10 protein-coding genes are annotated in these 14,173 nt (G+C 67.4%); 1 reads left to right on the top strand and 9 read right to left on the bottom strand.

The genetic code is table 11. The features are described 5' to 3' along the window. Window positions 1-26 precede the first annotated feature (26 nt). From ACFK0J_RS12080 to ACFK0J_RS12120, 9 genes are all read right to left on the bottom strand, one after another. A complete protein-coding gene (locus ACFK0J_RS12080; RefSeq protein ID WP_378739421.1) occupies window positions 27-971 on the bottom strand; it encodes an alpha/beta hydrolase family esterase in 945 nt (314 codons plus the stop codon). A gap of 111 nt (window positions 972-1,082) precedes the next feature. Then, the gene (gene acs / locus ACFK0J_RS12085) at window positions 1,083-3,029 is read right to left on the bottom strand and encodes an acetate--CoA ligase (protein WP_378739423.1); all 1,947 of its coding nucleotides are present in this window, start codon (window positions 3,027-3,029) and stop codon (window positions 1,083-1,085) included. A 66-nt stretch (window positions 3,030-3,095) separates the two neighbouring features. Beyond that, window positions 3,096-4,676: a cation acetate symporter gene (locus tag ACFK0J_RS12090; protein ID WP_378742781.1), complete on the bottom strand. Its 1,581-nt coding sequence runs from the start codon at window positions 4,674-4,676 to the stop codon at window positions 3,096-3,098. 53 nt (window positions 4,677-4,729) lie between these two features. Then, complete coding sequence (locus tag ACFK0J_RS12095) at window positions 4,730-5,086, bottom strand: DUF485 domain-containing protein (protein ID WP_218475922.1); 357 nt, start codon at window positions 5,084-5,086, stop codon at window positions 4,730-4,732. 169 nt (window positions 5,087-5,255) lie between these two features. Beyond that, window positions 5,256-7,010, bottom strand: coding sequence for a cation acetate symporter (locus ACFK0J_RS12100; RefSeq protein ID WP_378739426.1), 1,755 nt, complete (start codon window positions 7,008-7,010; stop codon window positions 5,256-5,258). A 168-nt stretch (window positions 7,011-7,178) separates the two neighbouring features. Continuing rightward, window positions 7,179-7,547, bottom strand: coding sequence for a hypothetical protein (locus tag ACFK0J_RS12105; RefSeq protein ID WP_378739429.1), 369 nt, complete (start codon window positions 7,545-7,547; stop codon window positions 7,179-7,181). Further along, window positions 7,544-8,341: a LytR/AlgR family response regulator transcription factor gene (locus tag ACFK0J_RS12110; protein WP_378739432.1), complete on the bottom strand. Its 798-nt coding sequence runs from the start codon at window positions 8,339-8,341 to the stop codon at window positions 7,544-7,546. The genes ACFK0J_RS12105 and ACFK0J_RS12110 overlap by 4 nt, the downstream gene beginning before the upstream one ends. A 68-nt stretch (window positions 8,342-8,409) precedes the next feature. Beyond that, a complete protein-coding gene (locus ACFK0J_RS12115) occupies window positions 8,410-9,609 on the bottom strand; it encodes a sensor histidine kinase (RefSeq protein ID WP_378739435.1) in 1,200 nt (399 codons plus the stop codon). A gap of 152 nt (window positions 9,610-9,761) precedes the next feature. Further along, complete coding sequence (locus tag ACFK0J_RS12120; RefSeq protein ID WP_378739438.1) at window positions 9,762-10,211, bottom strand: hypothetical protein; 450 nt, start codon at window positions 10,209-10,211, stop codon at window positions 9,762-9,764. Between the two features lie 397 nt (window positions 10,212-10,608). Between ACFK0J_RS12120 and dnaE the strand changes: the two genes are divergently transcribed. Beyond that, window positions 10,609-14,157 (top strand): DNA polymerase III subunit alpha, encoded by a 3,549-nt coding sequence (gene dnaE / locus ACFK0J_RS12125; protein WP_378739441.1) that lies wholly within the window; start codon window positions 10,609-10,611, stop codon window positions 14,155-14,157. Window positions 14,158-14,173: the final 16 nt, after the last annotated feature.

Consider the following 14,173-nt stretch of genomic DNA (forward strand, 5'->3'; position numbering starts at 1 on the left):
TGGGGCGCTGCGGGTTCGGTGCGGGGCTAGCAGGCTTGGTGGGGTGGGGTCATGCGGTGGGCGAGTAGGAATCGCATCAGGTTGCGTTGGATTTCGATGCCGATATCCCGCTGGACCAGGGCTGCGCCGATGGCGTGCTCGGCGAGCAGGGGGGTAGTGAACTGGGCCAGTTCACAGCCTCGCGGGCTGGCGTAGTGCTCGACGGTGAGTGGGATCGGTAAGCCCTCGCCGGGAACGAGAACCTGCACGCCGGTCGGCAGTGTCGGCGCCGAACCCGGATCGGCGAGATTGTCGGCCTCGAGCCACTGGTTGAGGTTCGCCCGCCCGATCACGATCGTGCTGATCTGGTCGAAGAGGGTTTGCAGGAAGTAGGTGGGCATCGGACGGGCGCGTGGGCCCATCGCGTCGATGATGACCTGGCCGTCGAGTTCGGTTCGGTACGGTGCGCCCGCCATCGGTGCGATCGCCGCGTACAGGTCCGGGTAGGTGGCGCCGAGGTTGGTCGTGGTCGCGCCGCCCGCGGAGTACCCACCGAGATAGACGCGGGAACGATCGAGTCCCAGCTCGTCGATCACCGTGCTGGTGATGCCCGCGATAATGGACGGCTCGCCCTGGCCGCGCTCGCGATGCTCGGGTTTGTCCCAGTTCCAGCACAGTTGCTTGTTCGACGCCCGGTCTTGCAGCGGATACGCGAGGACGAAACCCATCTCGTCGGCGACCCTGGTGAGCGAGAAGCCGGTTGGCTCGGGGTAGGCGATCAAATCGTCGCACCCGTGCAGGTACACCATCAAGGGTCTGCCCGCGGCCCCGCCGGGCGGCAGATGCAGGTAGTAGCAGCGGGTGCCCGCGGCATTGGTGTAGCAGCGCCTGTCGAGCTGCGCTTGCGCCTGCGGCGCGCCGGACAGCAGACAGGCGGCAATCAGCAGGGCAGCGCCGAGGACGGCGGAGAGGCGGAGCGCGGTGACTCGCACGCTGGCAGCATAACCGCCCATCGATCCGGCGGACATGCCCTCGATTCCCTGGGCGACGGACCCGTCCCCTCATCGCCATTACGGGTGGCCGGGTCCGTCGCGGGGCGGGAGTTACCCGCGGGCGATGGCCTCGAAGACCCTGGGATCCACCAGAGTCGAGGTATCGCCCAGTTCCCGGCCTTCGGCGATGTCGCGGAGCAGGCGGCGCATGATCTTGCCGCTGCGCGTTTTCGGCAGCTCCGGGACGATATGAATTTCGCGAGGACGGGCGATGGGGCTGATCTCCTGGGAGACAGCGGTTTTCAGCTCGGTGACGAGGGCGTCTCCGGTGTCCGACGCGCCTGCGGTAAGGATGACGAAGGCGACGATGGCCTGACCGGTGGTGGCATCGCTGGCACCCACGACCGCGGCCTCGGCGACCGCGCTGTGTCCGACTAGGGCGGATTCGACTTCGGCGGTGGAGATTCGGTGGCCGGACACGTTCATCACGTCGTCGACCCGGCCGAGTACCCACAGGTCGCCGTCGTCGTCGAGTTTGGCGCCGTCGCCGGCGAAATACCAGCCCGCACCGGCGAACCGGTCCCAGTAGGTCTCCCGGAACCGCTGCGGGTCGCCCCAGATGCCGCGCAGCATCGACGGCCACGGCTGGTCCAGCACCAGCAATCCGGCGGCGCCCCGGTCGAGTTCGGCGCCGTCGTCGTCGACCACCTTCGCCGAGATGCCGGGCAGCGCGGCCATGGCCGCCCCGGGCTTGGTCGCGGTGACACCCGGCAGCGGGGAGATCATGATGGCGCCGGTCTCGGTCTGCCACCAGGTATCGACGATCGGAGTGCGGTTGCCACCGATGACTTCTCGATACCAGCGCCAGGCTTCCGGGTTGATCGGCTCACCCACACTGCCGAGCAGACGCAGTGAGGACAGATCGTGGGCATCGGGGATCTCGCGGCCCCACTTCATGAACGTGCGCACCAGCGTCGGCGCGGTGTAATAGATGCTGACGCCGTACTTTTCGATGATCTGGAAGTGCCTGTGCTCGTCGGGCGCATTGGGCGTGCCCTCGTAGACGACCTGGGTGGCCCGATTGGCGAGCGGGCCGTAGACGATGTAGCTGTGCCCCGTCACCCAGCCGATGTCGGCGGTGCACCAGTAGACATCTTGTCCCGCTTTGTGATCGAAGACGTTGTGGTGCGTGTATGCGGCCTGCGTGAGGTAGCCGCCCGAAGTGTGCAGGATGCCCTTGGGCTTCCCGGTGGTGCCGGAGGTGTAGAGGATGAACAGCGGATGCTCGGCATCGAATGGCTGCGCCTGGTGCTCCGGCGAGGCGTCGGTGACGGTGTCGTGCCACCACAGGTCGCGGCCCTCGGTCCAGGGCACGTCGATATTGGTGCGGCGCACCACGAGTACGTGTTCGACGGTCGCGTGCACACCGCCCAGCGCCTCGTCGACGGCCGCCTTGAGCGGTGCCGCGGTGCCGCGCCGCCACTGCCCGTCGGTGGTGATCACCAGCCGCGCCCCGGCGTCGTCCACCCGCTGACGCAGGGCGGTGGGGGAGAAGCCGGCGAACACCACCGAATGGGTGAGCCCCAGCCGGGCGCAGGCCAGCATCGACACGATGGCCTCGGGCACCATCGGCATGTAGATGGCGACCCGGTCACCCGCTCGAAGTCCCAGCTCGGTCAGATAGTTTGCCGCCCTGGAGACTTCGTCCCGAAGTTCGCCGTAGGTGATATCGCGTGAATCGCCCGGCTCGCCTTCCCAGTGGATGGCGATCTGGTCGCCGTGCCCGTCGAGCACGTGCCGGTCCACACAGTTGTAGGCGACATTGAGCTTGCCGCCGACGAACCAGTTCGCCACCGGCGCGGTACTCCAGTCCAGCACCTGCGTCCACGGCTGTGCCCAGTGCAGCCTGCGCGCCTGCTCGGCCCAGAACGCCAGCCGATCGGCCGCCGCCAGGTCGTACAGTGTCGCATCGGCGTTCGCCATGGCGACGAAGGACTCGCCGGGCGGGTAGGCCACCGGTGCGGTGGTGTCGCGGGAATCGGTGGTTGCGCTGGTCACGCGATATCTCCTAACGAGAGAACAAAGGGACTGAAATCATCGGGGCGGGTGACTACCCGGCAGCGATCAGTGCACCACCGCCTTCTCGGCGCCGACACCGGTCAGCGAACGGACCTCCATCTCGGCGGCCTTGGCCGGGTTCACGTCGGCCTTGCCGAGCAGCGTTCCGACGATGCCGAGCGCGAAAGCCAGTGGAATGGACACGATTCCGGGGTTGGACAGCGGGAACCAGTCGAAATCGAAGCTGGACAGCATCGAGGTCTTGGTGCCCGACACCGCGGGGGAGAAGACGATCAGTACGATGGTGGAAATGAGCCCGCCGTACATGGAGAACAGCGCGCCGGTGGTGTTGAACCGCTTCCAGAACAGCGAGTACACGATCGTCGGCAGGTTCGCCGCCGCCGCCACCGCGAACGCCAGCGCCACCAGGAACGCGATGTTCTGGCCGTTGGCGAGGATGCCGAGGCCGATCGCGAGCGCGCCGATCACCAGCGCGGTGATCCGGGAAACCCGCACCTGTTTGGCGTCATCGACCTTGCCCCGCTTGATGACTCCGGCATAGATGTCGTGCGCGAACGAGGTCGCCGCGGTGATGGTGAGCCCGGCGACCACCGCGAGGATGGTCGCGAACGCGACCGCGGAAATGATGCCGAGCAGGATCACGCCGCCGAGTTCGAACGCCAGCAGCGGTGCCGCCGAGTTCTGTCCGCCTGCCGCGGCCAGAATCCGGTCCGGGCCGACGATCGCGGCGGCACCGTAGCCGAGCACCAGAGTGAACAGGTAGAACGCACCGATCAGCCCGATCGCCCACACAACTGATCGGCGCGCCTCCTTCGCGGTCGGCACGGTGTAGAAGCGCATCAGCACGTGCGGGAGACCCGCGGTGCCGAGCACCAGCGCCAGACCGAGAGACAGGAAGTTGATCTTCGAGGTGGCGCTGCCGCCGTACTGCGCGCCGGGCGCGAGCACATCACGGGCGGCCACGCCCTTGTTCGTCGACTCGGACACGTGCTGCTGCGCCGAGCCGAGAATGTCGGAGAGGTTGAAGCCGAATTTGGCGAACACCATGACCGTCATCAGTCCGGCCCCCGCGATCAGCAGCACGGCCTTGATGATCTGCACCCACGTGGTGCCCTTCATGCCGCCGACCAGCACATACACGATCATCAGCACGCCGACCACGGCGATCACGATGGACTGCCCGGTCTTGTCGGAGATGTCGAGCAGCAGCGCGACCAGGCCACCGGCGCCCGCCATCTGCGCCAGCAGATAGAACAGCGACACCGCGAGGGTGGTGAGCGCCGCGGCGGTGCGCACCGGCCCCTGCTTGAGCCGGAAGCTCAGCACATCGGCCATGGTGAATTTGCCGGTGTTCCTGAGCATTTCGGCGACGAGCAGCAACGCGACCAGCCAGGCGATCAGGAACCCGATGGAGTACAGGAACCCGTCGTAGCCGTACACCGCGATGGCGCCCGCGATGCCGAGAAAGCTTGCGGCGGAGAGGTAGTCGCCCGCGATGGCGATGCCGTTCTGCGGGCCGGAGAAGCCGCGTCCGCCGGTGAAGAAGTCGGCGGCGGTGGCATTGCTGCGGCTGGCCCGGATCACCACGACCATGGTGATCGCGACGAAGACGCCGAAGATGGCCATGTTGGCCACCGGATTGCCGACGGCCGCGCCCGCGGCGTAAATGCTGACGTGATTCACGCCTGGCCTCCCTCTAGCCGGTTACGAATGGCCGCCGCGCGCGGATCCAGCTCGCGATTGGCGAACCGGACGTAGAGCGCGGTGATGGCGAAGGTGGAGACGAACTGGCCGAGGCCGAGCAACAATCCGACATTGATGTTGCCGAAGACCTTGTGCGCCATGAAGTCGTGCGCGTAGGCGCCGAGCAGCACATAGCTGACGTACCACAGCAGGAACAGCGCGGTCATCGGAAATACGAAGCGGCGCAGCCGCGTTCGCAGCTCCTGAAACTCCGGGCTGGCCTGCACTTCGACGAATTCGTCGGCACTCGGCGTGCGCCGCGGGGCGCTGCCGTCGAGTTCTGTACTTGTCATGGTCGTCCTAGCTTGTGACATGGCTTACTTGCTGAGCACCGTAGCCAGGGCCGCATGCGGAAATGCTGCTGTGGTGTGGGTCACTCCGGGAAGGCCGCCGATTGTGCGGTGAACGGTCGGTGTGACGCGACGAGCGGTCGGGCCCGATCCGCATCGGAGCCCCGACGAGTCAGTTCGAGCGAAGGCTGCGTTCGCGGTCGGCGCCCATGCCGAGCCGCTCGGGTGCGTGCATCCGCACGAAGACGCGCCCTACCCGCCGGGTTCCCGGGCCGGGGGTCACCTTGCTGACCAGCATCATCGCGGCGAACGCGAGCGGGACGCTGATCGCCGCCGGGTAGCCGAGCAGTGCGGCGGGCCACCCGCCCGCCACCTCGTCGGAAAGCCCTCCGGTCACCGACACCACCGTCGCTCCGCCGGACGCCAGCCCGCCCGCGATCAGCCCGGCCGCCGCGCCCGCCGCGGTGAGTCCGCGCCACCAGATGCCGAGCACCAGCAGCGGGCACAGGGTCGAGGCGGCCACCGAAAACGCCAGGCCGACAGTGCGGGACAGATCCAGCGACGCCACCGTGAGCGAAAGGGCAAGCGGCACACCACCGGCGACCACGGCCGCCGCCCGGAAATCTCGAATCCGTCCGCGCAGCATGTCGGTACTCAGCACGCCCGCGATGCTCACCAGCAAGCCCGACGAGGTGGAGAGGAACGCCGCGATCGCGCCTGCCGCCACCAACGCGGCCAGTAACTGCCCTGGTAGTCCGCCGACCACCGAGCCGGGCATCAGCACCACTGCCGCGTCGGAGGTTCCGGTGATGAGCAACTGCGGCACATACAGTCGCGCGAATACCCCCAGCAGCACCGGGAACAGGTAGAACACCCCGACGAGCCCGATCACCGCCACCGCTGTCGCCCGCGCGGCCCGGCCGTCCGGATTCGTATAGAAGCGCACCAGCACATGCGGCAAGCCCATGGTGCCGAGGAATGTCGCGATGATCAGCGAATACACCTGGTAGGTCGGATGTGCGCCGCCGAAGCCGCCACCTGGTTCCAGCCATCCGGCGCCGTCCGCGGGCGCACCGGCCACCACCGGTACCGCGGCACCGGCCTCCAGCACCAGCTCGGTGCCCGCGGACAGCTGGTGGGCGCCCGGGGTCAGCAGCGTCTGGCCGTCCACCGGACGGTCGTCGAGCTTTCCGGCGATCGAAACCTGTTGTGTCGCACCGACCTGCACCACCACGTCGGTGCGGACATCCACTACGGTGCGCTCGGTGACCACCGGGGGAGCGGGCGCGCCGAGTGCCCGGTCCTCGGTGAGGAAATGGCCGAGTAGCACCAGTGCGGGAATAGCCACCGCCGTCAATTTCAACCAGTACTGGAACGCCTGCACCAGCGTGATCGACCGCATGCCGCCACCGGCCACATTCGCGATCACGATGGTGCCCACCGCCACCGCGCCCACCCAATCGGGCACGCCCAGCAATGTATGCAACGTCAGCCCGGCCCCTTGGAACTGCGGAATCAGATACACGGCACACACCAGCACCACCACGGTCGCGGCCAGCCTGCGCAATCGCACCGAGCCCAACCGGAATTCGGCGAAGTCGGGCACCGTGTACGCGCCGGACCGCCGCAGCGGCGCCGCCACGAACAACAGCAGCGACAGGTAGCCCGCGGTGAAACCCACCGGGTACCACAGCGCATCCGCACCGTACTTCGCGATCAACCCGGCGACACCCAGAAAGGAAGCGGCCGAAAGATACTCACCGGAGATCGCCGCGGCATTCCATCCGGACCGGACACTGCGCGAGGCGACAAGGAAGTCGGAGGTGGTGCGGGCCAACCGAACTCCGTAGGCCCCGATCGCGACCGTGGCCAGGGCGGCGAACAGCAGCGCGAGCACCGTCAACACCGGCACCGACCCCGCTGTCACCACAAGCTCCCTCGGCACGCCGCCGAACGCTCGAATCGCCCACTGTGCGTGCCGCGCCCGTTTTGTCCTGCTGCGCGAATGCTTGCCAGCAGTTTCGTGCGCGGCGAGCCGAGCGGTGCGCGGCGGCGAGCGAGGCCTACGGCAGTGGGGGGCAGGCGGGGGTGCATGTCAGTCCTCGGCCAGGTCGAGGAAGTCTTGCTCGTTGCGTTCGGCCAGGCGGACGTACAACCGGCCGACCAGATACAGCAGCGGGTACACCGCGACGCCGAGCAGCAGCCACGGTAGGCGCAGGCCGAACACGACCACCGAGCCCACCGAGCCGATCCCGAAAAGAACCGGCAGCGCGCACAATACGACGACGGTGATCAAGCCCAGCCGCAGCGCGAGTCCGAGTTGGGCGCGGATCAAGCCACCGATCAATGCTTCGCCGATCTCGGTTTGCTCGGCGACCTCCACTCGCGTGCGGACTCGTCGCGCACCGCGCCGTTCCGACAGCACCACGCGCTGCCGGACGGGTCGGTGCTGTGGTCCGGTCACTGGCCGGTCCACTGTTGCCGAGGCCCGTGCACCAGACGCTGTTTCAGCTCGCGTACCTGTCTGCGGCTCACCGGCAACTCCACGGCCGCGGCATTGCCGTCGGCGCGCAGGCACACCACCGTCCCGGTGCCGACCGTGCGCAGACCGGTCACCAATCGCAGCGCCACCAGGTACGACCGATGCACCCGCAGGAATCCCGCGTCCTCCCATCGGGACTCCAACGCGGACAACGGGATCCGCACCAGATGCGACCCACCGCTGGTGTGCAGCCTGGCGTAGTCGCCGTCCGCCTCCACCCAGCTCACGCTCGATCGCGGCACAAGCGTGGTCACCCCGCCGAGCTCGACGGGGATCACCTCACTCGGGTCGGCGCGCGGTCCGTCGGCGACCGGTGCCGGTGTGCCGCGGGTAGTGGCGATCCGGCGCACCGCCTCGGCCAGCCGCGCCTCGCGCAACGGCTTCAGCAGATAGTCCACCGCACCGAGATCGAAGGCCGAGACCGCCCGATCGTCGTGTGCCGTCACGAAAACCACCGCGGGCGGATTCGCGAACTCCGACAGGATGCCCGCCAGCTCCATGCCGTCCAGGCCGGGCATATTGATATCCAGGAACACCGCGTCGACCGGATGCGCGCGTAACACCCGCAGCGCGGTGGTCGCGTCCGCCGCATCGTGGATCTCGCCCACACCAGGCTGCGCACGCAACAGATACACCAGCTCGTCCAGAGCGGGCTTCTCGTCGTCGACGGCCAGCACCCGCAAGGTACCGGCCCCTTTGTCAGTGTCCCGGGTCACAACTGCTCCATCGTAAGCAGTCGGCCGCAGGTTGCCGCAGCCATGGGGCACTCACGACTCCACCTCGGTTATGCCTGGATGCCCGCGCGGAACTTGGGGACGCGGAGGGAGACCTTGGTGCCTGCCCCGGGGGCGGTTTCCACGATGAGGCCGTAGTCGTTGCCGAAGGCGGCGCGCAGGCGATCGTCGACATTGGCCAGGCCGACGTGCGCGGATTCGCCGGAACTCGCGGGGCCGCTGCCGGTTTCGACGGCGTCGAGGGCGCCGGAGCGGAGCAGTTCGGGGTCCATGCCGACGCCGTCGTCTTCGACGCTGATCAGGCAGTCGGTGCCCGCGTCGGCGGCGGTGATGCTCACCGTGCCGCCGCGGGTGGCGCCTGCCAGACCGTGCCGGACCGCGTTCTCCACCAGTGGTTGCAGTGCGAGGAAGGGCAGCACGACGCCGAGGACCTCGGGCGCGATCTGCAGGCGCACGTCGAGGGCGTCGCCGAAGCGGGCGCGTTCGAGCGCGAGATAGCGCTCGATATTGCGCAATTCGTCGGCCAGCACGGTGAATTCGCCCGCCGCCCGGAACGAGTAGCGGGTGAAGTCGGCGAATTCGAGGATCAGTTCGCGGGCCCGGTCCGGGTCGGTACGCACGAACGAGGCGATGGTATTCAGCGCGTTGTAGATGAAGTGCGGGCTGATCTGCGCCCGCAGTGCCCGCACCTCGGCCCGATCGAGCCGGGCCCGGGAAGCATCCAGTTCGGCCAATTCGAGTTGGCCGCAGGCATACCGGGCCACCTCGGCCACCGCGCCGAGCCAACCCGGCCCCGGCTGACCGGTGGTGACCACGCCGATGGCCCCGGCCACCCCGTTGCTTTCGATCAGCAGCGGTTGCGCGATGAGGGTCCGCCCCGCGTGCTCGCCACTGCCCGGCCCGGCGACCAGCACCGGCCGCTCACCGGCGACGGCGCGCTTGGCCGCCTCGGTGAAGTGCTCGGCGAGCTCGGCGTGCGGGCCGTCCCAGGCGAGCAGCGTGCCGTCCGGATCGGCAACGCCGAGCGCCTCGGCTCCGGTGAGCGCCCGCAGATGCGGGGCAGCTTCCTGCGCCGACTGGTCGGTGAGCCCGCGCCGCAACGGAATCGCCGCCAGCGACGCGGTGTGCAGTGCCGAATGCACTGCCCGTTCGGCCGGGGTGGTCACCACCCGGCGGGTCCGCGGCCAGATCACCAAGGCCCCGGCGATCAATGCCGCCGAGACGACGAGAGCGACCACCGTCGTCGTCATCGCGGACCCGAAAACCGGCACACGGGGAGTGCGTTCATCCGCCGATTATCGCGTCCGGGGGTCGTACCGCCGCGGATTCTCGCCTGATGGGCGCTGCCGGGCGTCAGTCCGTCCATAGACGCGCACGGCCGGAGCGAATGCGGAGGTACGCCTTATCCCTCGTAGCGGTCGACCCAGAACTCGGCCGAGCCGGGTTCCGGGATGTGTGGGGCGCCGACGGTCAATGTGGCGGTGAACCGGCCGATCCCGGGGCGGAACAGCGCGGAACGGCCGCTGTTGCTCCAATATCCGGGGCCCTGCGCGGTGACCGTGAACGTGCCTGTCGCACCGGTTTCCACGTTTCGCCAGTTCAGCGTGAGCGGCAGGCTGCAGCCGCCGACGCCGTACATGGTGGTCGCCACGGTGAATGCCGCGTGCTCCGGATAGGCGTTGCTGACGACCGAGGAGCTGACCTGCGCGACGCAGAGCCCCTGGGTCAGCGAGTAGACACTCTCGAACGGGTCGACGATCTGGGCCGCGGCCGGGGCCGCCGTGGCGACCATGGCCGCCACGGCGACGGCGGGTACGGCGGGGATGGCGAACAGTGCTCTGAGCGAATTCATCAATACCTCGGCAGGTTTGGGAACACTCGTCTGTCGTATGCCTGTGACTATGCTCCTTTTCGGGCGCTGATACCTCCGATTCGCCCCTTCGATTCAGCGGAATCACCAACCTGCCCGCAGCCGGTCCTCGGGGGCTGCCGCTTGCTCCCGGCTCGGCTGGCGGAGCGCTCGACAACGATTGGTCCGCGCCGAAATTCGTCCAGTGGGGAAACCGGGACCCACCTCTACTAGCGGAATTCGGACGCAAGTACGGTGGGTCGCGAGACGCGCCGGTGATCTTTGCCACCGACACGCCGAACACCAGCGATGGCGCAGCGCGCCTGTCCGAACCAGTCGGTGGGGACCCCTAGAATCGGTCCAGCCAACCCCCGTCGAGACCTTGGGAGGAAGGACCGTCTTGGCCGCCTCGTCCGGATCGTTCGTTCACCTGCACAACCACACCGAATACTCCATGCTCGACGGTGCGGCTAAGATTTCGCCCCTGTTCGCCGAGGCGAAACGGCTGGGGATGAACGCGGTGGGGATGACCGACCACGGCAATATGTACGGTGCCTCCGAGTTCTACAACTCGGCGAAGAAGGCGGACATCAAGCCGATCATCGGCATCGAGGCCTACATCGCACCCGCCTCCCGGTTCGACACCAAGCGCGTGCTGTGGGGCGACCCGAGCCAGAAGGGCGACGACGTCTCCGGCTCCGGCGCCTACACCCACATGACCATGGTCGCCGAGAACGCGACCGGCCTGCGCAACCTGTTCAAGCTGTCGTCGCTGGCGTCGCTGGAGGGTCAGCTCGGCAAGTGGGCGCGGATGGACGAGGAGATCATCGCCCAGTACGCCGAGGGCATCATCGCCACCACCGGCTGTCCGTCGGGTGAGGTACAGACCAGGTTGCGCCTCGGTCATGATCGCGAGGCGCTGGAGGCCGCGGCCAAGTGGCAGGAGATCTTCGGGAAGGAAAACTTCTTCCTGGAGATCATGGACCACGGGCTGTCCATCGAACGCCGGGTCCGCGAGGGACTCCTGGAGATCGGCAAGAAGCTCGGCATTCCGCCGATCGCGACGAACGACTGCCACTACGTCACCAAGGACCAGTCGACCAATCACGAAGCGCTGCTGTGTATTCAGACCGGCAAGACGCTCAGCGACCCGACCCGCTTCAAGTTCGACGGTGACGGTTACTACCTCAAGTCGGCCGAGGAGATGCGCGCGATCTGGGACGCCGAAGTGCCCGGCGCCTGCGACAACACCGTGGCCATCGGTGAACGCGTGCAGTCCTACGACGACGTGTGGGCGTTCCGCGACCGGATGCCGGTGTTCCCGGTGCCCGAGGGCGAGGACCAGAATTCGTTCCTGCGCAAGGAAGTCGAGCGCGGTCTCGCGCGTCGCTTCCCGGACGGTGTGCCCGACGAGTACTACACCCGCGCCTACTTCGAGCTCGACGTCATCAAGCAGAAGGGCTTCCCCGCCTACTTCCTCGTCGTCGGTGACCTCGTGTCGCACGCGAAAGAGGTCGGCATCCGGGTCGGCCCCGGCCGTGGTTCGGCGGCCGGTTCGCTGGTCGCCTACGCGCTCGGCATCACCAATATCGACCCGATTCCGCACGGCCTGCTGTTCGAGCGGTTCCTGAATCCGGAGCGGCCGTCCGCGCCCGATATCGATATCGACTTCGACGATCGCCGCCGCGGTGAAATGGTCCGCTACGCCACCGAGAAGTGGGGCAGCGACCGGGTCGCCCAGGTCATCACCTTCGGCACCATCAAGACCAAGGCCGCCATCAAGGACTCCGCGCGAGTGCTGTTCGGCCAGCCCGGTTTCGCGATCGCCGACCAGATCACCAAGGCGCTGCCGCCGCCGATCATGGCCAAGGACATCTCGGTGTCCGGCATCACCGATCCGGATCACGAGCGCTACAAGGAAGCGGCCGAGGTCCGCGAGCTCATCGCGAGCAACCCGGACGTCGCGAAGATCTACGAGACCGCGCGCGGCCTGGAGGGCCTGATCCGCAATGCGGGCGTGCACGCCTGCGCGGTGATCATGTCCTCCGAACCGCTGACCGACACCATCCCGGTCTGGAAGCGGGCCCAGGACGGCGCCATCATCACCGGCTGGGACTACCCGTCGTGTGAGGCCATCGGCCTGCTGAAGATGGACTTCCTCGGGCTGCGCAACCTCACCGTCATCGGTGACGCGATGGAGAACATCAAGGCCAACCGCGGCATCGACCTCGACCTGGACAATCTGCCGCTGGACGACCCGGCCACCTACGAATTGCTGTCGCGCGGTGACACTCTCGGCGTTTTCCAGCTCGACGGCGGCCCCATGCGCGACCTGCTGCGCCGCATGCAGCCGACCGGCTTCAACGACATCGTCGCGGTGCTCGCGCTGTACCGCCCCGGCCCGATGGGCATGAACGCGCACAACGACTACGCCGACCGCAAGAACGGTCGTCAGCCGATCACGCCGATCCATCCGGAGCTCGAGGAACCGCTGAAGGACATCCTCTCGGAGACCTACGGCCTGATCGTTTATCAAGAGCAGATCATGTTCATCGCGCAGAAGGTCGCCGGCTACTCGATGGGCAAGGCCGACGCGCTGCGAAAGGCCATGGGTAAGAAGAAGCTCGAGGTCCTGGAGGCCGAATACAAGGGCTTCCACGCGGGCATGACCGCCAACGGCTTCTCCGCGGCCGCGGTGAAAGCTCTGTGGGACACCATCCTTCCGTTCGCCGGTTACGCGTTCAACAAATCGCACGCCGCGGGCTACGGCCTGGTCTCGTTCTGGACCGCCTACCTCAAGGCCAACTATCCGGGCGAATACATGGCCGGACTGCTCACCTCCGTGGGCGACGACAAGGACAAGGCGGCGGTCTACCTGTCGGACTGCCGCCGCCTCGGCATCACGGTGCTGCCGCCGGACGTCAACGAGTCCGAGATGAACTTCGCCTCGGTCGGCAAGGACATCCGCTTCGGCCTCGGCGCGGTGCGCAACGTCGGCGCCAACGTGGTGTCCTCGATCATCGCCGCGCGCAAGGAGAAGTCGAAGTTCACCGACTTCTCCGACTATCTGAACAAGATCGACGCGGTCGCCTGCACCAAGAAGGTCACCGAATCCCTCATCAAGGCAGGCGGATTCGACTCGCTCGGGCATCCGCGCAAGGGTCTGCTGCTCATCCACTCCGACGCCATCGACGCGGTGATGTCCACCAAGAAGGCCGAGGCGATCGGGCAGTTCGACCTGTTCGGCGGGGTGGACGCCGACGAGTCGGTGTCCTCGGTGTTCAACGTGAAGGTGCCCGAGGACGAGTGGGAGGCCAAGCACAAGCTGGCGCTGGAGCGCGAGATGCTCGGCCTGTACGTGTCCGGCCATCCGCTCAACGGCGTCGAGCATGTTCTTGCGGCACAGTCGGATACGCAGATCCCGGCGATCCTCGAAGGTGACATCAAGGACGGCACCCAGGTGACCGTCGGCGGCATCCTCGCCTCGGTGAACCGGCGGATCAACAAGAACGGGCTGGCGTGGGCGTCGGCACAGCTGGAAGATCTGGCCGGTGGCATCGAGGTGCTGTTCTTCCCGCAGGCCTACTCGGTGTACGGGATGGACGTGGTCGAGGACGCGGTGGTGCTGGTGAAGGCCCGCGTCTCGGTGCGGGACGATCGGATCTCGTTGATCGCCAACGATCTCGCCGTGCCCGACCTGTCCTCCATCGGTGTCGCCAAGCCGCTCGCGGTCACCATCTCCACCCGCATGTGCACGCCCGACAAGATCGGCGAACTCAAGCGGGTGCTCTCCCGGCATCCCGGCACGGCCGACGTGCACGTCCGGCACGTGGGTGCCCGGGAGAAGACGACGCTGCTGAAACTCGATGACAGTCTGCGGGTTTCGCCGTCGTCGGCATTGATGGGTGACTTGAAGGCGCTCTTGGGACCCGGCTGCCTGGCAGGCTGAGCCCTCTCGATAGGTA

Origin of the sequence: Nocardia brasiliensis (assembly GCF_042691675.1) — a bacterium.
Lineage (GTDB): Bacteria > Actinomycetota > Actinomycetes > Mycobacteriales > Mycobacteriaceae > Nocardia > Nocardia brasiliensis_D.